Annotated in this window: 19 protein-coding genes; 10 read left to right on the forward strand and 9 right to left on the reverse strand. The window is 65.9% G+C overall.

What is annotated here, in order from left to right:
- Positions 1–538: 538 nt before the first annotated feature.
- The gene (locus GY937_00525; protein ID MCP5055190.1) at positions 539–1600 is read right to left on the reverse strand and encodes a hypothetical protein; all 1062 of its coding nucleotides are present in this window, start codon (positions 1598–1600) and stop codon (positions 539–541) included.
- A gap of 164 nt (positions 1601–1764) precedes the next feature.
- On the opposite strand from GY937_00525, the gene GY937_00530 reads away from it, so the two are divergent.
- The 4 genes from GY937_00530 to GY937_00545 are packed head-to-tail and all read left to right on the forward strand — an operon-like array spanning position 1765 to position 5295.
- On the forward strand, positions 1765–2901 hold the full coding sequence (locus GY937_00530) for a Re/Si-specific NAD(P)(+) transhydrogenase subunit alpha (protein ID MCP5055191.1): 1137 nt from the start codon (positions 1765–1767) through the stop codon (positions 2899–2901).
- On the forward strand, positions 2901–3203 hold the full coding sequence (locus GY937_00535) for an NAD(P) transhydrogenase subunit alpha (protein MCP5055192.1): 303 nt from the start codon (positions 2901–2903) through the stop codon (positions 3201–3203). The genes GY937_00530 and GY937_00535 overlap by 1 nt, the downstream gene beginning before the upstream one ends.
- The gene (locus tag GY937_00540; GenBank protein MCP5055193.1) at positions 3200–4591 is read left to right on the forward strand and encodes an NAD(P)(+) transhydrogenase (Re/Si-specific) subunit beta; all 1392 of its coding nucleotides are present in this window, start codon (positions 3200–3202) and stop codon (positions 4589–4591) included. Before GY937_00535 ends, GY937_00540 begins: the two co-directional genes overlap by 4 nt.
- On the forward strand, positions 4591–5295 hold the full coding sequence (locus GY937_00545; protein ID MCP5055194.1) for a dienelactone hydrolase family protein: 705 nt from the start codon (positions 4591–4593) through the stop codon (positions 5293–5295). The genes GY937_00540 and GY937_00545 overlap by 1 nt, the downstream gene beginning before the upstream one ends.
- On the opposite strand, the gene GY937_00550 is transcribed toward GY937_00545, so the two are convergent.
- Positions 5292–5939 carry a PAS domain-containing protein gene (locus GY937_00550; GenBank protein ID MCP5055195.1) on the reverse strand — a complete coding sequence of 216 codons (648 nt, stop codon included), beginning with the start codon at positions 5937–5939 and terminating at the stop codon, positions 5292–5294. The genes GY937_00545 and GY937_00550 overlap by 4 nt on opposite strands.
- Positions 5940–6030: 91 nt before the next feature.
- Between GY937_00550 and GY937_00555 the strand changes: the two genes are divergently transcribed.
- The gene (locus GY937_00555) at positions 6031–6759 is read left to right on the forward strand and encodes a PilZ domain-containing protein (protein MCP5055196.1); all 729 of its coding nucleotides are present in this window, start codon (positions 6031–6033) and stop codon (positions 6757–6759) included.
- A 13-nt stretch (positions 6760–6772) separates the two neighbouring features.
- Here GY937_00555 and GY937_00560 read toward each other — a convergent pair whose 3' ends face one another.
- The gene (locus GY937_00560) at positions 6773–7558 is read right to left on the reverse strand and encodes a prohibitin family protein (GenBank protein MCP5055197.1); all 786 of its coding nucleotides are present in this window, start codon (positions 7556–7558) and stop codon (positions 6773–6775) included.
- A gap of 78 nt (positions 7559–7636) precedes the next feature.
- Between GY937_00560 and GY937_00565 the strand changes: the two genes are divergently transcribed.
- Both GY937_00565 and GY937_00570 read left to right on the forward strand, forming a co-directional pair.
- Positions 7637–8842, forward strand: coding sequence for an isovaleryl-CoA dehydrogenase (locus GY937_00565; protein ID MCP5055198.1), 1206 nt, complete (start codon positions 7637–7639; stop codon positions 8840–8842).
- Between the two features lie 291 nt (positions 8843–9133).
- Positions 9134–9832: a hypothetical protein gene (locus GY937_00570; GenBank protein ID MCP5055199.1), complete on the forward strand. Its 699-nt coding sequence runs from the start codon at positions 9134–9136 to the stop codon at positions 9830–9832.
- 235 nt (positions 9833–10067) lie between these two features.
- On the opposite strand, the gene GY937_00575 is transcribed toward GY937_00570, so the two are convergent.
- Genes GY937_00575 through GY937_00595 form a run of 5 tightly spaced genes read right to left on the reverse strand, consistent with a single transcriptional unit; the run spans position 10068 to position 16134 of the window.
- On the reverse strand, positions 10068–11753 hold the full coding sequence (locus GY937_00575; GenBank protein ID MCP5055200.1) for an acyl--CoA ligase: 1686 nt from the start codon (positions 11751–11753) through the stop codon (positions 10068–10070).
- Complete coding sequence (locus GY937_00580; protein ID MCP5055201.1) at positions 11753–12583, reverse strand: solute-binding protein; 831 nt, start codon at positions 12581–12583, stop codon at positions 11753–11755. Before GY937_00580 ends, GY937_00575 begins: the two co-directional genes overlap by 1 nt.
- The gene (locus tag GY937_00585; protein ID MCP5055202.1) at positions 12580–13425 is read right to left on the reverse strand and encodes an ATP-binding cassette domain-containing protein; all 846 of its coding nucleotides are present in this window, start codon (positions 13423–13425) and stop codon (positions 12580–12582) included. Before GY937_00585 ends, GY937_00580 begins: the two co-directional genes overlap by 4 nt.
- On the reverse strand, positions 13376–14080 hold the full coding sequence (locus GY937_00590) for an ABC transporter permease subunit (GenBank protein MCP5055203.1): 705 nt from the start codon (positions 14078–14080) through the stop codon (positions 13376–13378). Before GY937_00590 ends, GY937_00585 begins: the two co-directional genes overlap by 50 nt.
- Positions 14077–16134 carry a thioredoxin domain-containing protein gene (locus GY937_00595; protein MCP5055204.1) on the reverse strand — a complete coding sequence of 686 codons (2058 nt, stop codon included), beginning with the start codon at positions 16132–16134 and terminating at the stop codon, positions 14077–14079. Before GY937_00595 ends, GY937_00590 begins: the two co-directional genes overlap by 4 nt.
- A 44-nt stretch (positions 16135–16178) precedes the next feature.
- On the opposite strand from GY937_00595, the gene GY937_00600 reads away from it, so the two are divergent.
- Positions 16179–17336, forward strand: coding sequence for a class I SAM-dependent rRNA methyltransferase (locus GY937_00600; GenBank protein MCP5055205.1), 1158 nt, complete (start codon positions 16179–16181; stop codon positions 17334–17336).
- The gene (locus tag GY937_00605) at positions 17333–18109 is read left to right on the forward strand and encodes a hypothetical protein (GenBank protein ID MCP5055206.1); all 777 of its coding nucleotides are present in this window, start codon (positions 17333–17335) and stop codon (positions 18107–18109) included. Before GY937_00600 ends, GY937_00605 begins: the two co-directional genes overlap by 4 nt.
- An 89-nt stretch (positions 18110–18198) precedes the next feature.
- On the opposite strand, the gene GY937_00610 is transcribed toward GY937_00605, so the two are convergent.
- On the reverse strand, positions 18199–19008 hold the full coding sequence (locus tag GY937_00610; protein ID MCP5055207.1) for a crotonase: 810 nt from the start codon (positions 19006–19008) through the stop codon (positions 18199–18201).
- Positions 19009–19136: 128 nt separating this feature from the next.
- On the opposite strand from GY937_00610, the gene GY937_00615 reads away from it, so the two are divergent.
- A complete protein-coding gene (locus GY937_00615) occupies positions 19137–20741 on the forward strand; it encodes an acyl-CoA synthetase (GenBank protein ID MCP5055208.1) in 1605 nt (534 codons plus the stop codon).
- Positions 20742–20995: the final 254 nt, after the last annotated feature.

Here is a 20995-nt window from a genome sequence, read left to right on the forward strand (position 1 = left end):
GTCAAGTCAATCCGATACCGCTTCTTCGACATACGGGCCCCATGAATCGGCCCGCGACACGGCGAGAACCGATTGGCTGCGGGGGACGCAGTGCTTAGCATGACAACACTTCCGCCTTTGGTCGATACAAGGGACTAGCTTGGGCGGAGCTCAGACAATGATCTTGTCGTCGGGACCCAAGTGTCCCCCTGTCATACCCAGAACACGAGGTTCTCGATCGGGTTGGGCTTGAGCGAATCCCGCCATCGTTTGGGCTAGCTCCGGCCTTCATCGCCGAGAGACGACAAGACCCGAGGATGGGGATGCCGAACCGCAGGCGACGGAAGCCGGAAATCGCCCGCCGTCTCCGGTTGAGCCCGCATCTGTGTGGCTGCGCCGGGTCCTCGACGCAATCGGTCGGGCAGCCGGCCTGGCTCAAATGTAGGGATATGCCTCCGACTTCGCTTGACTTGCTGAGAGAACCAAGGCGCCCTTCGGATGCTCATCACGCCGTTGGCCGCCTGACCTCCCGAATCGGCGCCTGCCAACGAGCCGCGGCTCAGCTCGTCGCGTCGCCCGTGAAGACGGCCAGCTTCAGCACGTACTCGCCGATGTGCAGACGGCCGTCGTCGCCGATTCCGCCGAGCGCCTTCTTTGCCTTCTGGCGCTCGTACTCGGAGCGGCCGATGGCGTTGACGTTATTGTAGACGTCGAGGGCGGCGGTCACGAGACGTAGATCCTGACGGCCCGGGATCTCCTCGACGGCCTTCGTCGTGAGGGTGGCCGAGAGGAATTCCGGTGCGACCGGTGCACTTTCGGTCGCGTGCTCCTCTTCTCGCACCTGCTCGGTCAGGTAGACCGGCGCGGTATGACGGGCGACATCCAGACCGAGCAACGCAGCGCATTGGAATTTGTCGGCGTAGTTGTACGCACCGTAGAGGAGCGTCAGCAGCCCCCAGACGATGTAGCTGGACCCCCGGGTGTAATGGGTCTTGGCCAGGTTGCCGAGGCCGCGGGTGATCCAGAAGATCTCGTCCGGGCGCAGCACCGAGATCCGTCCGGTGGGAATGATCTCGCCCTCGCGAAAATCCTCGGCCACCAGGGCGCCCGGGGTTCGCGTCACCGCGGCGCCTTGCGGGGGCAAGGAGGCAGCGGCCAGGTCGAAGGCGATGTCGATCTTCTCGCGGTCGTCCATGGGCGTGCCGTCATCCGGAAACGCGTAGCCCTTGCGGCCGTTCACGATGCATTCCCGCGTCCAGGTGAGCGTGTCGCCGATCGTGCTCCGCACCTGGCAGACACCGGTGGCCGCGCCGATCTCACGGAATTTCCGGCCCAGAACCCGGGTCTCGGCTTCGAGATCCAGGGAGACGGGGGCCTTCTGGAACAGCACGTTCTTGGCGCCCAGGTTGGCCGGGGAGTTCTCGGAGACCGCGGTCGTCTTGCAGAAGGCCGCGAGCTTGAAGTAGATGGGGTCGAGGCTGCCCTCGGCACGCCAGAAGAGCCGGCCGAAGCGGGCTTCGAAGGCCTCAGGCGAGACATCCAGGCCCTTGGCCACGGCTCCGCCCGGAACATCGAGCCCCGGTTTCAGGTCTTCGATGAAGAGTCCGGTTTCTTCTGCCACGGCCGATCCTCCAGAAAGGGGCGGATCCTACTGGTGGCCCTTTCCGGGCGCCATCCACCCAGGCCGGTGACGCGTCCCGAGAGGTCTCCTATCCTGCCGCCCCGCCCACCAGGCTGACTGGCGGTCGCGCGTGATTGACCCTCTGACCCTCGGGAGCCCGCCTCTTGATCGTCGCCGTACCCAAGGACCGTCTCGAAGAGCGCCGTGTCGCTCTTTCGCCCGACGGCGCCAAGACCCTCGTCCGCCAGAAAATCGATGTTCGCGTCCAGAGCGGAGCCGGCCTGGAGGCCGGCTTCTCCGACGCGGCCTACGAAGAAGCTGGCGCCAAGATCGAGACCGATGTCGCCGCCTTGCTGAGGGAAGCCGCAGTCGTGCTCCGCGTCGGCGCACCGACTGCCGCCGAGCGAGCCCAGCTGACGAGCGGAACGGTCTGGATCTCGCTGCTGCGCCCGCTCGATGAGCCGCAAGAGGTCAAGGCTCTTGCTGAGACCGGAGCCACGGCCTTCTCCCTGGAGATGGTGCCGCGCATTACCCGGGCCCAATCGATGGACGTGCTGAGCTCCCAGGCCACCGTGGCTGGCTATCGCGCCGTGCTGTTGGCCGCCGAGCGATTGCCGAAGATGTTTCCGATGCTCGTGACCGCCGCCGGAACGATCTCTCCCGCCCGGGTGTTCGTGATTGGCGCCGGCGTGGCGGGACTCCAGGCGATCGCGACGGCGAAGCGCCTGGGAGCGGTCGTCGAGGCCTACGACACCCGCGCGGCTGCCGCCGAGCAGGTCGAGAGCCTTGGCGCCAAGTTCGTGGTCGTCGAGCTCGACGCCGGTGATGCCGAAGATGCCGGTGGCTACGCCCGCGAGCAGACCGAGGAGTTCTACGCCGCCCAGCGAAAGCTCATGGCGGAGAAGGCGGCCTCCAGCGATGTGGTGATCACGACCGCGCTCGTGCCCGGCCGTCCGGCCCCGCAGCTGATCGACGAGGCCGGTGTGCAGGGGATGTCCGCGGGCTCGGTCATCGTGGACCTGGCCGCCCCCAACGGTGGAAATTGTGCGGGCACGCGTCCGGGAGAGACTGCGGACATTGGTGGCGTGCAAGTGATCGGGCCGCTCAACCTGGCCGGGGAACTTCCCACCAACGCCAGCCAGATGTTCAGCAAGAACGCCGTGACGTTCCTCCAGAACCTCCTCGAGGACGGGGAGCTGGCGATCAACTTGGAGGACGAGATCGTGGCAGGTTCGTTGGTCGCGAAGGACGGCGCAGTCGTGCATCCGGTCGTCCTCGAAAAGCTCGAAGGAGGCAGCTGATGCTTTCCGATCCCGCCGTCGCGTTGACGGTGCTGGTCCTGGCCTTGTTCGTCGGCATCGAGATCATCTCGAAGGTTCCGCCGCTCCTGCACACGCCGCTGATGTCCGGATCCAATGCGATCTCGGGCATCACGATCGTGGGCGCGCTCATCGCCGTGACCTCCGACAATCCGGTGATTTCCACCTGGTTCGGCTTCGCCGCCGTCGTGTTCGCCACGATCAACGTGGTCGGAGGCTTCCTGGTGACGAACCGCATGCTGGCCATGTTCAAGCCCAAGCAGGCCCGAGGGGATGACAAGTGAGCCCGACCGTCCTGCAGACCGCCTATCTCATCTCGGCGGTCCTCTTCATCATCGGCTTGAAGATGCTCTCCTCGGCTCGCACCGCGACCCGAGGCAACGCGATTGCAGCCCTGGGAATGGGCATCGCGATCGCGACGACCCTGGTTGGCCAGGGCGTTCTCGGCTGGGAATACATCGTCGGCGGGGTGGCCCTGGGCTCGGCGATCGGCGCTTTCGCTGCGCTTCGCGTCGAGATGACCTCCATGCCCGAGATGGTGGCCTTGCTGAACGGCTCCGGCGGTGTGGCTTCCGCCCTGGTCGCCGGTGCGGAGCTGCTCTCCTACGCCAGCCGGGGTGAATCTCCCGACGGCATGGTGGCGACAGCCATCGTGCTCTCGACGCTGATCGGCGGCATCACCCTGACGGGTAGCTTGATCGCCTTCTTGAAGCTGGCCGAGAAGATGCCCGGCCAGCCCATCACCTACCCGGGCCAGCAATTCGTCAATGCGATCATCGGCCTCGGCGTGATCGCCCTCTGCGTGATGGTGGCGACCAGCCCCCTCGAGCTCGAGCCCTTCTGGGCCTTGGCAGGCGTCGCTCTGGTGTTGGGCGTGCTGCTCGTGATTCCGATTGGCGGTGCGGACATGCCGGTCGTGATCTCGCTCTTGAACTCCTACTCGGGGCTCGCGGCCTGTGCGACGGGCTTCGTTTTGAACAACACCGGCCTCGTGATCGGCGGCACCCTGGTCGGCGCGTCGGGCTTGATCCTCACGAAGATCATGTGCGACGCGATGAATCGCTCGCTCGGCAACGTGCTCTTCGGCGCGTTTGGTGCGGCTCCCGAGGCTGGCAGCGCAGGGGCCGGCGGAGAACAGGGCACGGTCAAGGGCTACACGCCGGAAGATGCGGCTGTGATCTTCAGTAATGCGAGTTCCTGCATCATCGTGCCCGGCTACGGCATGGCCGTAGCTCAAGCCCAGCACGCTGTGCGCGAGCTTGCCGACCTGCTCGAGGAAAAAGGCATCACCTGCCGCTTCGCCATCCACCCGGTGGCGGGCCGCATGCCCGGGCACATGAACGTGCTGCTGGCCGAAGCAGATGTGAACTACGAGAAGTTGATCGAGATGGACAACATCAACCCGGAGTTCCCGCAGAACGATGTGGCCCTGGTGATCGGCGCGAATGACGTTGTGAATCCGTCGGCCCGCGCGGATCAGAGCAGCCCGATCTATGGCATGCCGATCCTCGATGTGGATCGCTCCCAGCACGTCTTCGTGATCAAGCGCTCGATGAATCCGGGCTTCGCCGGCGTCCAGAACCCGCTGTTCTTCAACGAGAACACGATGATGGTCTTCGGCGACGCCAAGGGCACCGTGCTCGCTCTGGTGAACGCCATCCGAGACTACTGATGCCGGCCGAGGCGCATCCCTTCGGCCAGCTCGTCTTGCCCGAAGGCGGACCGAATCCGGGCGTCGTGATGATCCCCGATGTGTGGGGCCTTTCCGATCTCTACGAGCGGCTGGCCGGCCGCCTTGCCGAAGCGGGCTTCGCCGTGCTCATCATCGATCCGTATCGGAAGACCGGGGGACGCGGCGAATTCTCGGACCCGGCTGGCGCCATGGCGTTCATCCGCGAACTATCGGATCCGTTGGTCATCGAGACCGTCCAGGAAGGGATCGATGCGTTGGCGGCTCATCCCGCGGTGGCTGGACAGAAGGTCGGCGTGGTCGGCTTCTGCATGGGAGGCATGTACGCCCTGCATGCGGCGTGTAGCTGCACCGGACTCTCCGCCGCTGCACCCTTCTACGGGATGATCCGAAACGAATCAGGCCTGGATCCCCAGAAGAAACCCCGCGCGCCGATCGACGCGTTGCATGCTCTCTCCTGCCCCGTGCTCGGCCAATATGGCGAAGAGGATGCCCTGATTCCGGTGCAGGATGTTCGAGATCTGGAAACGGCGCTCGCTGGGAGTGCGCACGGCGGCAGCGTGCATCTGTATCCCGGGGCCGGCCACGCATTCCTCAACGACACGCGTGAGGAAATGTATCGACCCGAGCAGGCGGCCGAGGCCTGGGGCCGGTTGGTTCCCTTCTTGCGCGAGCGTCTCGCCTAGAGAGCCCGCGCCAGGCAGAGCGCCAGGGTCCGGTTGCGTGTCGCGAAGCGCGTGAAATGAGCTTCGACTGCGACGTCTCGACCGTTCTTGTCGCGCAACTGGCCATGAAAACGGCGGTTGCCATCCCCCTCGGCGATGGCGTCGAGTTCGGTCCACCATCCGATCTGTTCTGGCTCCGGGACGAAGGAGATGACTTCCGCGCCAACCAGCGCATCGCGTGTCGTGCCGAGCAGCGCGCCCGCGGCCGGGTTGGCATCGGCGATGCGCCCCGTATCCGGATCGATCGCAAGGAATGCATCGCTCACCCGGTCGATGGCGGCAGAGACCGCTCGCCGCTTGCTCGTTCGCGGGGAACCGCTCGCACGAACGGCGGAGGGCGTGGTGCGCAGTTCAGCCCGGAATCGGGTCAGGATGGGCACGAGGCGTTCGCGGACCTTCGCGTGGTCCGGCCCCGCAACGCTGCAAGCAGCTTCGAACCAGGCTTCGAGAAGCGGCGCCAGACGCCGCTCGCTCACCCGCAAACCCTCGAGGGAGGGCGGCGCCGTGCTGCCGGTGCCTAGCGCGAGCACTGCGAACGAGCGCAGCCGACGCAGGGCTTCCGCCTCGGCAGTGCGTGCACCGGGCGTCGGAGCCAGTTCTCCCATCGCGCACTCGATGGCGCGCCGTTGTCCCACGAGCCAGGACGCCAGCTGGCGATCACCCCCCACACCGCGAGTCTAGGCGGCCGAATCGGGGTTGGGTACGGCGCTGGCCCCCGGGCTCAACCGCATCCAGGCAAGTGCCGATACGCGGCGCATGTCCTACGCGACCCGGAACGAGGAGCTGGCCCTGCCGCGCCATCTGGTGCTGGTCTATGCGCGCACGCATGCATTCGTGCCTCTGACCCGCACGATCCTCTCGAGGCTGGGCTATGCGCTTCTGGATCCGGAGGATTGGCGTGAATCGCCGTACTGGGCCGAGCGGGAGCCGGAGCTTCTCGTGGTCGACGAATCCCGCCTCGCCGAGGTGGAGGCGACCCGGGCCCAGACACGGATTCCCATCCTGATGCTCACCGGCCGTCGTGGCGCATCGGCAGGTGGTACCCGGTTGCTGGGCGCCGTTCACAAGCCGGCTGGCCTGCACGAGCTCTACCGGCTGCTGGAGGAGGCGTTGGAGGACACGCCTCGCGCAGCGCCTCGGGTCGGGGTCGATCTCCCGGCCCAGCTGAAACGAGACGGTCGGGAGTGGCCCGGCGAACTGCTCTCCCTTTCCGAGAGCGGTTGCCTGTTGCGTTCCAGTGAGCCGCTACCCCTCGGCAGCGGTTTCGAGCTTTCTTTCGAGTTGCCAGAGGGCGGCCGAATCGATACCCGCGCGGCATCGACCTATCAACTCCTTCCGGACACGGGCCTCGTCTTCGAGGCCACGCCTGCCGAAGGGCGCCAGGCCATCGCCCAATTCGTCGAGCACTCGCTGCTGCTGGCCTGAGGGAGCGTCCTCTCTAGTTCCCTGCGCTCGATACCGGCTTGAAGATCGGCATGTTCGCTTCCGTCGCGACGTACACGACATTCGGATTCTCGTTCAGGGTCTGAATCCAGAGGTAGTGCAGGTACGAGTTGCTGAGGGTGGAGTTGATGATGGTCTGGGCCTCGGCGGCGCCCTTCGCCCGAGCCACCTCGATCTCCGCCTCCTTCTTGGCCTGTTCGAGCTCGAACTGCTTCTCCTGCACCCGCTGCTCGGCCGTCAGCTTGGCCTCGATGCTCTCACGGAAACGCTGGGGCAACTGGATGTCTCGTAGGAGCACGTCCACGACCTTGATACCGCGCGGCTCGAGACTTTCCCTCAACTGGTCACGCATGCGGGTCGCGATCTCCAGGCGTCCGTCGGTCGAGTAGATCTGGCGCACCTGATAGCCGGAGACCACATCACGCAACGCGCTCCGGAAGTAGGGCACCACGACCTTCTCGACGTAGTTGGGACCGACGGTCTTGCGCAGCGCCGGAGCCTCGTTGGGGAGCACCTGGAAGAGCAGGGAAGTTTCGAGCTTGACGATCATGCCTTCGGAGGACGGAACCGTGGTCGATTCCTTGCGCTCCTGCAGCTTGATGTTCCATGTCTCGAGTTGTCGCGCTACGGGCAGGACGAATGTGACGCCCTGGGGCACCGGCTCGTCGGCGATGGCGCCAAAGCTCTTCATCACGCCGACTTCACCGTCTTCGATGACGACGCAGGCGGGAAGCACGAGCAAGAGGGTGGCGATCATGAGCGTCAGGGTCTTGCGTTGCATGGCGGGTTTCCTCGGTGGCGGTGGATTTGGCCGCACAAGGATACACTTGCGCGACCGGTCTGGAAGGAGGAACCCCGAATGAGCGATTCGGAGCAGGAGGCGGCTTGGCGTCGCCTCGATCTATTTCACCCGACTCCGGAGCACCAGCTCCTGGCCGAGACGCTTCGCGAATTCGTGAGCCGCGAGGTCGAGCCCCAGGCTGCCGAGTTCGATCGAAGCGAGGCGTTCAATCTCCCCTTGTTCAGGAAGGCCGGCGAGCTCGGTCTGCTCGGCGTGACGTTGCCGGAAGAGCTCGGTGGGGCGGGAATGGACGCGACCGCGGCTGTGCAGGTGATGGAGGCGCTTTCGACCTCGGATCCGGGCTTTGCCCTGGCCGTGCTGGCTCATGCGATCCTGTTTGCCCAGAACGTGAACGTGAATGGGAGCGAACTACAGCGCAAGCAGGTCTTGCCGCAGGCGGCCAGCGGCGAGTGGGTTTGCGGCATGTGCATGACCGAGCCGCAGGTCGGAACCGACGTGCTTTCCCTTCGCACCAAGGCGACGCGGGCGGATGGAGACTATGTGATCGAAGGCGTGAAGACCTTCATCACGAATGGTGGCATCGACGATCAGACCCTGGGTGATTGTTTCGTGGTCTACGCCGCGACGGATCCGGGAAAGATCTCGAGTTTCCTCGTCGAAAAGGGCGACCCAGGCTTCCGACTTGGCCAGAAGTGGGCGGACAAGCTCGGCATGCGCGCCTCTTTCACCGCCGAACTCGTCTTCGACCAGGTGCGCATCCCTGCCTCGCGGCGCCTGGGCGAGGAGGGGGAGGGCACCCGCCAGATGATGCGCAACCTCGAGGTGGAGCGTCTCACCCTGGCAGCCCAGTCCCTGGGAATCGCTCAGCGCTCCCTGCGCGTGATGGTGGAGTACGCAAACGAACGGAAGGCCTTCGGCGTCCCGATTCGCGAGCACGGACAGATCCAGCGCTATCTCGCCGAACACTTCGCCGCCTGGCGCTCGGCGCGATCCTTCGTCTACGACACCGCCCGTCAGATCGACCTCGCTTCGACCGGTCAACGGGTCCTGGCGGACGCAGCCAAACTGGTGGCCAGTCAGATGGCCAAAGCCGCTGCCGACGCCGCGATCCAGGTGCTCGGCGGCTACGGCTACATGGGCGAATACACCGTCGAGCGTCTCTGGCGGGATGCCAAGCTCCTGGAGATCGGAGGCGGCACCCTCGAGGCCCACCACAAGAACCTGACGAAGGATCTCTGCCGCAACCCGGCACTGCTCGACTGAAGAAGCGGTTCTGGGCAACGCCTGCGGGGCCGGGGGATTGGCCGGCGTTGGTTTCGCGGGGCTGTTGAGGGGGGACGGGTTGGGTGTGAGGGGGGAGCCTTTCATCCTGCGGTGGGTTCTCGCTGGGCCGACGGGTCGGCGCGGCGCCTTGGCCCGCCTGGGTGGGGCCGAGGTCGGCTTGGGTCGTGGGTCGGGTGGGCTGTGTGTGGATTCTCGGCCGGATCGAGGGCTGCCCGCCGTATCCGTCGGTATTCCTTGACATCAAAATAAAACAATGCCATTATCAACACTATGTTGCGTCGGACTTCTCAGCTCGAACTCCCGATTCACGGTTGGGGTGGAAGGCGGGAAGGCGCGGGACGCAAGCGCGGCCCGAACCCGCGAGTGGCCCATCTTCAGCGAGCACCGCTGGCTTCCCGACACCCCTGCCATGTGACGGTGAAGGTCCGGCCCGATGTTCCGTCGCTTCGCGATGGGCGGCTGGTGCGAGAAGTGGAGCGGTCGTTTTCGTGCGTGCTCGAGCGCACGGACTTCCGGCTCGTTCACTACTCGATCCAGTCGAATCATCTTCATCTGATCGTCGAGGCCAAGGATGCGGGCGCGCTTGGCAGAGGGATGAATGCGTTGGGATCTCGTCTGGCACGAGCGGTGAACCGGGTGTTCGGGCGGAAGGGGCGTGTCCTGTTGGACCGCTTCCATCATGTGGTGCTGCGGACTCCCACCCAGGTACAGAATGCGATGCGGTATGTGCTTCTGAATGCTCGTAGGCACATGAAGACGAAGCCCCGGACCACTCGAATCGATCCGGCCTCGTCTGGACGTTGGTTCGAGGGCTGGCGGCGTTCTGCCATGGGACTCATCGCTCAAGCAAGGGATCGACCAGGGGGAAACGTGGTGGCTGTTGCCACGCCACATACGTGGCTCCTGGCCGAGGGTTGGCACAGGGCCGGCCCCCGACTGGATCCGGCCGAGATTCCGAGCGCCGCCTAGCCGAGCCACGCCCGCGAGCCGGCCTTCGCTCTGGCGATGTGGGCCAAGGCGCCGCGCCCGTCGGTCGGCCACCCGGGAACGCCCCGCAGGATCGAAGGAACTCCCGAACACCCCGACCGATCCCCCTCAACAGCCCCCCGAAGACCTAGCCGGCCAATCACGCAGCCCCGCAGGCGGCAACTCGCTGCATCCTACGGCGCGAGTGCGTGTCCATGAGGCCCGCCTCGGCACCACCTCAAGAACGCCCAAGCCTCTCCGCAAACGCATCACGAAGATCCCGCTTGAGGATCTTTCCGGAGGCGTTCCGCGGTAGAGGTGCGTCGACCAGTTCCAGTTGGGAGGGGACCTTGAAGCTCGCGATGTGTTCGGCGACGTGGCGCTTCAGCTCGTCCGGGTCGAGGGTCTGGCCGGGTTTGACGTAGATGCTGGCGGCGACTTCCTCGCCGAGCCGCAGGTGGGGGATTCCGTAGACGGCCGCTTCGTAGACGGCCGGGTGCTCGTAGATCGCGGCTTCGACTTCGGCGCAATACACGTTCTCGCCGGCACGCAGCACCATGTCCTTGGCCCGGTCCTGGACGTAGATGAAACCCTCCTCGTCCAGGGTTCCCAGATCGCCGCTTCGCAGCCATCCGTCGACGATGGTTTCGGCCGTGGCTTCCGGGCGGTTCCAGTAGCCGCGGATCAAGTGGGGGCCCCGGAACCAGATTTCGCCGACCTCGCCGGGGGCAAGTTCATTGCCCTCGTCGTCGGTCACGCGTACTTCGACGGTCGGGACGACTCGGCCGGAACTGGTGGGCTTGCGCAGGTAGTCGTCGCCGGCATTTTGCGGCCCGTAGGCATTCGTTTCGGTCATGCCGTAGCCGATGGTGGGGCGTCCCTTCGAGAAGCCCTTGTCGATGCGGCGCACGAGCTCCGGCGGAGCGGGAGCGCCTCCGCCACCCACATTCTGGAGGCTCGAGGTGTCCCGGCGAGCGAAGTCGGGGGATTCGAGCAGATCCCAGGACATCGTCGGAACACCGACGAAGCTGGTGATCCGCTCGCGTTCGATCAGCTCCAGGGCGCGCTCCGCGTTCCACTTGTACATCATCACGAGCTTCGTGCCGGAGGCGAAGCAGGAGAGCATGACGGCGACGCAGCCGGTGACGTGGAAGAGGGGAACGACGAGGATGAAGGCGTTCGGATCCTTCGGCGCGTCGTCCGCCTTGGGCGGGGAGACCATGGCGTTGGCGGTGGCGCGACAGGCAAAGGCGAGAAGCGCGGAGAGTACACCGCGGTGGGTCGAGACCGCGCCCTTCGGGTGGCCGGTCGTGCCCGACGTGTAGAGAATGGTGGCGTCATCGTCGGGGGCGATGGTGACCTCGGGAAGCGGCTGGCCCAGGGAGAGCTTCTCTTCCCAGCGATCGCAGCCCGGGGGAAGCTCGCCTTCAGCGCGGACCACGAGGCTCCGGAAGCCAAGACGGTCGTGGCAGGGGCGCGCGTTTTCGGCTCGTTCCGGATCGGCGATCAACAGCTTCGCGCCGCAGTCTTCGAGGCCGTACGCCATCTCGTCGGGCGTCCACCATGCGTTCATCGATACGGATACCGCGCCAACCGAAGTGATGGCAGCGAAAGCCACGATCCACTCGGGGTAGTTCCGCATGGCGACGGCGACCCGGTCGCCCGGTTCGATCCCGTAGTGATCGACGAGCAGGGCGCCGAGGGCGTCCACGTGCTCCATCACTCGCGCGAAGCTCCAGCGCTCGTCTTCGTAGACGAGGAAGAGATTGTCTCCGTGGCCACGAGCGGTGTCGAAGAGCGCGCGAAGCGAAGGCGGAGTGCGCTCGAAGACCTTCAGCTTCTCTCCCCTGACCTCGGCATCGGTGACGGCGAAGGGGCCTCCGGGGCCCGTGAGTTGGGCAATGGCTTCGTCGTAGCTGGGCATCAGGGGCTCTCCTCGGACTGCGGCTCCGCCGCGGGATGGAACAGGATCTGTCCGTCGATGGTGTAGGCGCGAATGGCCGTCTGGGCTTCCTTCGAGACGAGCCAGTCGGCGAATTCCTGAGCTCGCGATCGCACATGGGCGTGGGCGGCGCGGCTGACGAGTAGCACCGAATAGAGGTTTCGCATACGGACGTCACCGTCACTCAGGATCGTCAGCGCACCGCGGTTGCGGAAGAAGAGCCAGGTTGCGCGGTCGACCAGGGTATAGGCGCCGAGCTGGGAGGCGGTGTTCAGGGTGGCGCCCATCCCCGAGCCCGTCTCTCGGTACCAGCTTCCCGCCGGGGCGGTGCCGGCCGCTTTCCACAGAGCGAGTTCTCGCTTGTGGGTGCCGCTGCCGTCGCCTCGGGAGAGGAAGAGCTCCCGGACCTGCGCCACCCTGGCGAGAGCGGCCGGAGCGTCATCGGCAAGACGCGCTCCCGCCGGATCCTCTGCCGGACCGACCAACAAGAAGTCGTTCTCCATGACCTTTCGCCGCAACGAGGCGATTCCTTCGCGGAGGAGGGCTTCTTCCGCCGCCGGGTCGTGAACCAGCAGCGCATCGACGTCGCCGCGTCTGGCCAATTCGATTGCCCGGCCGGTGCCGACGCCGATCACGCGAACCGTCAGACCACTCCGGGCTTCGAAGAGAGGCAGGATCTGGGCGAGCAGGCCGGAATCTCGCGTGGTGGTTCCGGCGGCCAACACGACGTAGGGGCGCTCGAGCGAGATAGCTTGCGAGGGTGCGAGTGCGAGCACCAGTACCAGGAGCCCGAGCAGAGGCGCGCGGATCAAAGCACCTCTCCCTTCAAGAAGGCACGGGCTTCGTCGGTCGTGGGGGCGTCGAAGAAATCCGCCGCGGGAGTCTGCTCGAGCAGCCGACCTCGATGCAAGAAGAGGATCTCGTCGGCCATGCGCTCCGCCTGGGCGAGGTCGTGGGTCGTCATCACGATCTTCGTGCCGCTGGCGCGGACCGCGGAAATGGCTTCTTCCAACGCGCGCGTCGAGCCGGGATCGAGAGCGGCGGCGGGCTCGTCGAGGAAGAGCACGCTCGGGTCCATGGCCCAGGCCCGTGCCAAGGCGAGGCGTTGCTGCTCGCCGCCCGAGAGCTGGCGCGCGGGCCGATCTGCAAGCGGTAGCAGGCGGGTTTCTCTCAGCACGGTTTCGACGCGATCGGAACGCTCGGGTTTCGGTACCCGCCGCAAACGCAGGGCGAAATCCACGTTGGCCCAGGCGGAGCGTCGCAGCAGCATCGGGCGTTGGAATACCAGGGCCCGGCCGCGGGCGGCCTGTTGGGCATCGGGCCCGTCCCAGACCACGCGGCCAGCGTCCGGTGGAAGCAGGCCGTTGCAGACCCGCAATGCCAATGTCTTCCCCGCGCCATTCGGTCCGAGGATCACGCTGCAGGGGCCTCGTTCGAGCCGGAAGCTGAGTTCGTCGAGCAACCGGGCGCCGCCCCGCTCGAGCACCACGGCTTCGAGCCGAAGCGGGAGGATGCGCAGCCGATCAGGCCGCGCCCCGGTGGATCGGCGATCAGGCTGCGCCCCAACCGATTGGTGGTCGGGTTGCACCGCGCCGGCTTGGGGATCAGGCTGCCGCACGGCGCGCAATCTCCTGCATCCACTGAGCACAGCCATTCACCACGATTGCGATGCCGACCAGCACCAGGCCGAGTCCGAGTGCCAAGGGAAGATCACCGCGACTGGTTTCGAGGGCGATGGCGGTCGTCATCACGCGTGTCACATGGGCGATGTTGCCGCCGACGATGATGACCGCCCCGACCTCGGCGATCGCTCGGCCGAAGCCGGCGAGGAGGGTGGTGGCCAGGGAGAGACGACCCTCGTAGAGCAGGGTGGCGACCCGCTGCGGAAAATTCGCACCGAGGGAGCGGAGCGGCTCGTCATATTCTTCCGAGAGATCTTCGATCGCCTGACGCGTGAGCGCGGCGACGATCGGCGTGACCAACAACGTCTGTGCGATGACCATGGCGCCGGGCGTGAACAAGAGGCCCAACCAACCCAGCGGTCCGGAGCGCGAGAGCATCAGATAGACGAGCAGGCCAACCACGACCGGCGGAAGCCCCATCGATGCGTTCAACAACACGACGAGCGCGCGGCGTCCACGGAAACGCAGTACTCCGATCGCCGCCCCGAGAGGGAGGCCGACCAGGGCCGCGAGAATGACCGCCGTCCCGCTCACCTGCAGCGAAAGCTGGATGATCTCGACGAGATCCGGGTCCAGGCTCAGGATGAGGTGCAAAGCCGTGGAAAAGGCCGCCGTCAGATCGTTCATCGTGGCGTCTTCAGCCTCGCAGAGACGAGGTCGGCGGGCTCCGTGATGGGAAGGGAACAAGTGCGCCCACGGCAGACGTAGGCGGTCGGGCGACCGTCCACGGCGCCCCGGCCTTGCGCCCATGCGGTGTCGAGCCCCGGAACGTAGGCACCCGCAATGAGCACAACGCTCTCGTCGGGCTCCAGGCTTCGCCGCGCCGCGGAGGCCAGGGCTGCCGTACCGGGAGCATCTCCGGAAGCCACGATGACCGCACAGGAAAGATCTTGCTCCGCCCAGCTGGCTGCACGCAGCAGCGTCGGGAAGGCCGCAGGATCCTTCTCCATCGCGAAGGCGTGGCCGCGCAGAATCTGTTCTGCTGTGGTTCGAAGGGAAGCCCGCCCGGAGAGGGATGCGGCCCGAAGCAGCCCGAGAACAGCCAGCCCGGTGCTATGGGGTGTGGCGCCATCCGGGTCCGAACGCGGTCGATGAGGAAGCGGCTCGCCGTCCGAGGGGGTGAGGAAGAGATCGCCCTCGTCCGGATCGAAGAAGCGAGCCACGATCTCATCCGCTTCGGCCAGACCGGCCTCGAGGAACCGATCGCCTGCACCGGCCCGATACACATCGAGACAGGCTGCGAGCAAAGCGGCACTGTCATCCAGGAAGGCCGGAACCTTCGCGATGCCTTCGGCGAAGATCCGCAGCAGCCGACCCTCCTCGTCGCGGGTCCGGGTGAGGAGGAAGTCCACGGTTTCGGTGGCTGCCTCCACCAATGCGGGTTTGCCTAGCACACTGCCTGCGTAGGCCAGACCGCTGGCGGTGAGCGCGTTCCATGCCGTGACGCGTTTGGGGTCGGTCGCGGGGCGGATCCGGCCCTCGCGAATGCGTCGCAGGGTGGCGCGCTCCTCGGCAAGCTCGGTCCGGGCGCCTCGGCGTGTATCCCAGAGCACGTTCTGGCCTTCGAAGTTCCCGGCTTCGGTCACCGCGTAGTGGCGACAGAATGCTTCGGCGCGATCCCGCGGAAGAGCGTCCCGAATCTGCTCGGGGCGCCAGACGTAGAACTTGCCTTCCACGCCCTCGCTGTCTGCATCCTGGCTGGCGTACCAGCCGCCATCCTCGGCGCGCATCTCGCGCTCGAGCCAGTCGGCGGTTTCCAGGATGGGCCAGGTCAGCTTGTCATCACTGCAACCGGTGCGTCGCCAGAGGTCGGCGTAGACCCGCACGAGCTGGCCCTGGTCGTAGAGCATCTTCTCGAAGTGAGGGACGCCCCAATGGGCATCGACGCAGTAGCGGTGGAAGCCGCCGCCGAGCTGGTCGTACAAACCGCGGTGGGCCATTTCCTCGCAGGTCAGACGCAGGAAATCGCGGGCGTCTGCCGCGTCCTCTCCCAGCCGGGATTCGGCCGCGAGGATGAATTCGAGGCGGGGGGGCGTCGGGAACTTCGGGGCATCGCCGAATCCACCGTGTTCGTCGTCGCCCGCCTGAACCATGCTGCGGGCGGTTCGCACGAGTTGGGCGGCTCCGGGAATTTCCACCGCATCGCCCTGGGCGCGTTCTCGGAGGGCTGCGAGGATGCGCTCGGTGGCCCCATCGATCTGGTCGCGTTTTTCCGCCCAGGCCAGGGCCATCGATTCGAGCAGCTGCCGAAACGACGGCAGACCGTGACGCGGCTCGGGCGGGAAGTACGTGCCGGCGTAGAAGGGCTCGCCGTTGGGCTTGCAGAAGACCGTGAGGGGCCAGCCCCCTTGCCCCTGAAGGCGCATGATCGTGTCCATGTAGATCTGGTCGATGTCCGGCCGCTCCTCCCGGTCGACCTTGATGGGGACGAAGGCTTCGTTCATCCGTTCGGCCGTGACAGGGTCCTCGAAGGATTCCCGTTCCATCACGTGGCACCAGTGGCACGCGCTATAGCCGATCGACACCAGCAGAGGCTTGTCTTCCCGGCGGGCCAGGCTCAGGGCCTCATCGCACCAGGGCCACCAATCGACCGGGTTGTGCATATGCTGCCGGAGGTAGGCACTGGTCTCGTTCCCCAGTCGGTTGGGCTTGGGGGTCGTGTCGGAATCGGGGCCAGGCATGGCGGGCGAGTCTAGCTCTATCGGGCCGCTACCCTCCGCTGCCCATGGCTGACATCCTCCTGCATTCGAGTCGCGATCGGTCCCTTCGTCGTAGGCACCCCTGGGTGCTCTCTGGAGCCGTCGCCGGGGTCGATGGGTCCCCCGAGCCCGGAGATCTGGTGCGGGTGCTCTCGGCCGAGGGGGAGGTCCTTGGTCATGGTCACTACTCCCCGCAGTCCCAGATTCGCGTGCGCCTGCTCGAACTGGGCAAGGAAAGCCAAGGAGAGGAGCTGCTAGCCGCCCGGATCAAGGCTGCCGTGGAACGCCGTCGCGCCGACTCGTCTCTCGAGGGTTGCGATGCCATGCGCCTGGTGCACGCCGAGGGCGACGGGTTGCCCGGGCTGGTCGCCGATCGCTACGGCGACACGGTCGTCCTCCGGGTGGGGACTGCCGGGATGGCACGGCGGAGGGAAGCATTGGCCGACGCCCTCGCCGAGGCCGCCGGCGTGGCCTGTGTCTACGAGCGCGGGGATGCCGCGGCGCTTCGGCGAGAAGGTGAGGCCGTCCAGGAAGGCCCGCTCCGTGGCGAGGCGCCCAAGGCGCCGATTGCCATCTCCGAGCGCGGCCGATCCTACCTGGCCGACGTGGTGAACGGGCAGAAGACCGGTTTCTATCTCGACCAGCGGGAAGCCCGCAGCCTGGTCGAACGTCTGGCGCCGGGCCGGCGGGTGCTCGACCTGTTCTGCTACAGCGGTGGCTTCGCCCTGGCGGCGGCCAACGCCGGAGCCCAATCGGTCGTTGCGGTGGATGGCTCGAAGCAGGCACTCACGCTTGGCGAAGCGAGCGGGGCGGACGTGGACTGGGTCAAGGGCGACGCGTTTCGTTTCCTGCGCGCCGCCGAACCGGGTTTCGACCTGCTGGTGATCGATCCTCCGCCCCTGGCCCGTCGCAAGAACGACGTCAAGAAGGCGAGCCGGGGCTACAAGGATCTGGTGATGCACGGCCTTCGCTGTGCGTCGCCGGGAGCACAGCTCCTCGTTTTCGCCTGTTCACATCATGTCGGGCCCGACCTGTTCCGGAAGATCGTGTTTGGCGCGTCGCTGGATGCGGAGCGACCCGTGCGGGTGCTGGGTGAGTTGGGCGCGCCGCCGGATCACCCGGTGGCACTCGACCATCCTGAAGGCCGCTACCTGACGGGTCTCTGGCTCGAGGCGATCGGATGAGTCTGGAGATCTGTGTTGGCCGAGCCCATGCGTTCGTCGAGAAACAGGGTTCTCGCCTCGACCTCCTTTTTCTGGACACGATGCTTCAGGAGCAGCTGGCCGCGGAGCTCCTGGGCAGCCTGGAGGCGCTCCAGGACGCGCGCGGGGCGATCGCAGCCATGGATGGGCCAGGGGGCGAGGCGGATCTTGCCTCGACCGCGAAAGCCCTCGGCCGGTTGGAGACACTAGGCCTCGGTGATCACCCTGTTCCCGAGCGCGCTTGCGTGTTTCTCTGCGGGCTTCAGGGGGACGACGGCGGATGGGCGCTTCCGGGCGACGCCGATCTGTCCGAGCGGATTGAATGGACCGGAAGGATCGGTGGGCTTCTCGCCGGGACGCCGTTCGCGCGACAATCGGTCCTGTCGGCGGCGGAGGGGTTTCTCGCTACGCACTGGAGCGTCGATCGGGTGAAAGGTCCGAACTACGCACCGATCCTCGCGTACTCCCGCCTGCTGACCCAGGTGCAATCCGAGATAGCCGATGAGGTGCTCCAGTGGTGCGGGAAGGAGTTGGAGTACGGATATCGCAGTCAGCTGTTCACGCCCCTGGCCACGGCGAGAGTCTTCCTTCGAGCCGGTGTCCGAGCGCTCCCCGGTGCAAACCTCGAAGCTCACGAGCTGGTCACGGCCTTGATCACAGCACAGCAAGACGACGGCAGCTGGCACCCCGACGAATCATTCGACCCCGTTGAAGCCACCACAGAAGCCGTCGAAGCCCTCCTCCGCCTCTCCTGACTCAACCAGCGGGGACGGGGTTTACAATTGACTTGTTTCGGACGGGCAGAGCCCGTCCGAAACAAGTCAATTGTAAACCCCGTCCCCGCTCATTGACTTTCTGGCCAGTCCTTGGAGATGCGTTGTTTCCAGTTGGGGGAGCGTTTCTGCATGAAGGCGATGGGGCCCTCCAGGGCGTCGGGGCCGCCCAAAAGGACGTGATGCAGGGCGGTCTCCTGTTGTTCGACGTCTTCGGGGCTGAGTTCGAGGCTCTGCCAGAGGAGGCGTTTGCTGACGGCGACGGAGAGCGGAGCAGCATTCGTGGCGACGTCTCGTGCCAGTTCCTGCGCTGCGGCCAGGACTTCGGCCGAGGGCAGCACGCGGGAGGCGATTCCGAGGCGCTCGATTTCGTCGCCGCGGAAGGTCTTGCCGGTCAGCAGGATCTCGGCAGCACGGGCCATGCCGACCAGTCGCGGGAGCGTCCAGTGGGCGTAGGCGTCGGGCATGACGCCGCGGCGGACCTGCACGACGCCATATTTGGCCTCCTTCGCGAAGAAGCGCAGATCGGCCTGCAGGGCCAGCGTGAGACCCAGACCGATGGCGTGCCCATTCACCGCGGCGATGACGAGCTTGCGAATCCGGAAGGCGGGGAAGGCGACGGCCGCGGCACTGAAGGCCTCGTTGCCCTCCTGGCTTTCAAAACTGTTTGCGGCTTCATTCATGTCGGCGCCCGCGCAGAAGGCGCGGCCAGCACCGGTGAGGATGACGGCGCGAATGTCGTCGTCCTCATCACAGCGTCGGTAGGCGTGTTCGAGTTCCTCGCCCCTCTTGCCCGTGAACGTGTTGAGGTGGTCGGGGCGGTTCAGCGTCACGGTGGCTACGCCGTCCCGAACCTGGAACTCGATGTCGCGGTACTCCATCGCCGGCCAAGGTAGGGAAGTTTGACAGGCCCGACCCCTCGGGGTATCCAGGCCTCCGGCGAGGCCCCGAGCCCGACCGTCGATGCCTGTGAGCAACGACCAGAAAGAGAAGACCTAACGTGTTGAACCTGGCCGCCATTCACGAAGCCATTGCTGCAGAGATTCCGGACCGGGAGTGCCTCGTATTCGGGGATCGTCGCTTCACCTGGCAGCAGGTGACGGATCGGACGCGGCGACTTGCGGCTGTGCTGAAAGAAGCTGGCCTCGGTTGCCATCAGGAGCGCGACGGGCTGGAGAACTGGGAGAGCGGTCAAGGTCACATCGCCCTCTACCTGTACAACGGCAACGAGTACCTGGAAGGGATGATCGGCGCGTTGAAGGCCCGCTGCGCGCCCTTCAACGTCAACTACCGCTACGTCGAGGAAGAACTCCTCTACCTCTTCGACAACGCAGACGCGAAGGCGGTGATCTTCCACGCCTGTTTTGCACCGCTGATCGAAAAACTCCGTGATCGGTTGCCCCAGGTGAGGCTATGGCTGCAGGTCGCGGATGATTCCGGGCAATCCCTGGAGGGCGCGCTGGACTACGAAGAGGCGCTTGCTGCGGCCGAGCCTGCGCCTCCAGTAGGCCTCACGCCGGACGACCTCTACATCCTCTACACCGGTGGAACGACTGGCATGCCCAAAGGCGTGCTCTGGCGCCAGGAAGAGATCATCGAGGCCGCATTGATGCCGCCTCGGGTAGAGCCCACCCAGGCTGCCCTGGTGGCGCGCGCGAAGCAGGGCAGCAGTGTCCGCTCGCTCCCCACACCACCCTTCATGCATGGCGCCGCGCATTGGGGCGCGCTCACCATGTGGCATGTCGGTGCCTGCGTCGTCGTGCAATCGAATCCGCGCTCTCTCGATGCCGATGACATCTGGCGCACGGTCGAGCGGGAGAGGGTCACGGCGATGACGATCGTGGGCGACGCTTTCGCGCGACCGCTGCTCGATGGTCTGGCGAAGGGCGAGTACGACGTATCGAGTCTGCGGACGATCACTTCGGGCGGCGCGATCCTGACCGCCAGCACGAAGAACGAGCTGCTCGAGGCGATTCCTCAGGTCCGGATCCTCGATGTGCTCGGCTCGTCCGAGAGCGGTCATCAGGGCACCCAGATCTCACGCCCCGGAGCCAAGGCGACGACCGGCGATTTCGACCTCGAAGCCGGAAACATCGTCCTCGACGAAGGGTTGACGGCGATCCTCGCGCCGGGCTCCGGGCAGACCGGATGGCTTGCCCGGAGCGGACCAGCTCCGCTCGGTTACTACAAGGATGAGGAGAAGACCGGCCGAACGTTTCCGACGATCGACGGCATTCGCTATGCGGTGCCCGGAGATCGCTGCATTGCCAGCGCCGACGGCAGCCTGAAGCTTCTCGGGCGCGATTCCGTCACGATCAATTCCGGCGGTGAGAAGATCTTCGCCGAGGAAGTCGAGCAAGCGCTGAAGCATCACCCGGCGGTCTTCGATGCCGTGGTCGCGGGCATTCCGCACGAGCGGTTCGGGCAGCAGGTGGCGGCGGTCGTTCAGTTGCGCGAGGGCCGATCCGCCGGAGAGGACGAGCTGCGAGCCGCCTGCGAGGCGCATCTGGCCCGCTACAAGCTCCCGAGAGTCATCGTCTTCATCGATCACATCGTCCGCGCCCCGAGCGGAAAAGCCGATTACCGCTGGGCGCGAGAGATCGCAGAAGGCTAGTCCCTTGTATCGGCCAATTCAGGTGGTCCTACCATCCTGCGCTCCCCCGCGGGTTGACCAGCGACACGACGAGTCCTGCTGTGGGGCGATCTCGGGATGGCACCACCGTCAAAATGGATCGAACCACGGCACTAGTCCCTTGTATCGACCAAAGGCGGAAGTGTTGTCATGCTAAGCACTGCGTCCCCCGCAGCCAATCGGTTCTCGCCGTGTCGCGGGCCGATTCATGGGGCCCGTATGTCGAAGAAGCGGTA

This window comes from bacterium (assembly GCA_024228115.1).
Taxonomy (GTDB): domain Bacteria; phylum Myxococcota_A; class UBA9160; order UBA9160; family UBA6930.

Bases quoted from the DNA above. Each gene is read 5' to 3' on its own strand.
- GY937_00560 (MCP5055197.1), bottom strand. From the start codon at position 7,558: ATGCAACGCAAGACCCTGACGCTCATGATCGCCACCCTCTTGCTCGTG.
- GY937_00545 (MCP5055194.1), top strand. From the start codon at position 4,591: ATGCCGGCCGAGGCGCATCCCTTCGGCCAGCTCGTCTTGCCCGAAGGC.
- GY937_00600 (MCP5055205.1), top strand. From the start codon at position 16,179: ATGGCTGACATCCTCCTGCATTCGAGTCGCGATCGGTCCCTTCGTCGT.
- GY937_00590 (MCP5055203.1), bottom strand. From the start codon at position 14,080: ATGAACGATCTGACGGCGGCCTTTTCCACGGCTTTGCACCTCATCCTG.
- GY937_00575 (MCP5055200.1), bottom strand. From the start codon at position 11,753: ATGCCCAGCTACGACGAAGCCATTGCCCAACTCACGGGCCCCGGAGGC.
- GY937_00605 (MCP5055206.1), top strand. From the start codon at position 17,333: ATGAGTCTGGAGATCTGTGTTGGCCGAGCCCATGCGTTCGTCGAGAAA.
- GY937_00610 (MCP5055207.1), bottom strand. From the start codon at position 19,008: ATGGAGTACCGCGACATCGAGTTCCAGGTTCGGGACGGCGTAGCCACC.
- GY937_00550 (MCP5055195.1), bottom strand. From the start codon at position 5,939: ATGGGAGAACTGGCTCCGACGCCCGGTGCACGCACTGCCGAGGCGGAA.
- GY937_00570 (MCP5055199.1), top strand. From the start codon at position 9,134: ATGTTGCGTCGGACTTCTCAGCTCGAACTCCCGATTCACGGTTGGGGT.
- GY937_00565 (MCP5055198.1), top strand. From the start codon at position 7,637: ATGAGCGATTCGGAGCAGGAGGCGGCTTGGCGTCGCCTCGATCTATTT.
- GY937_00595 (MCP5055204.1), bottom strand. From the start codon at position 16,134: ATGCCTGGCCCCGATTCCGACACGACCCCCAAGCCCAACCGACTGGGG.
- GY937_00585 (MCP5055202.1), bottom strand. From the start codon at position 13,425: ATGGCTGTGCTCAGTGGATGCAGGAGATTGCGCGCCGTGCGGCAGCCT.
- GY937_00535 (MCP5055192.1), top strand. From the start codon at position 2,901: ATGCTTTCCGATCCCGCCGTCGCGTTGACGGTGCTGGTCCTGGCCTTG.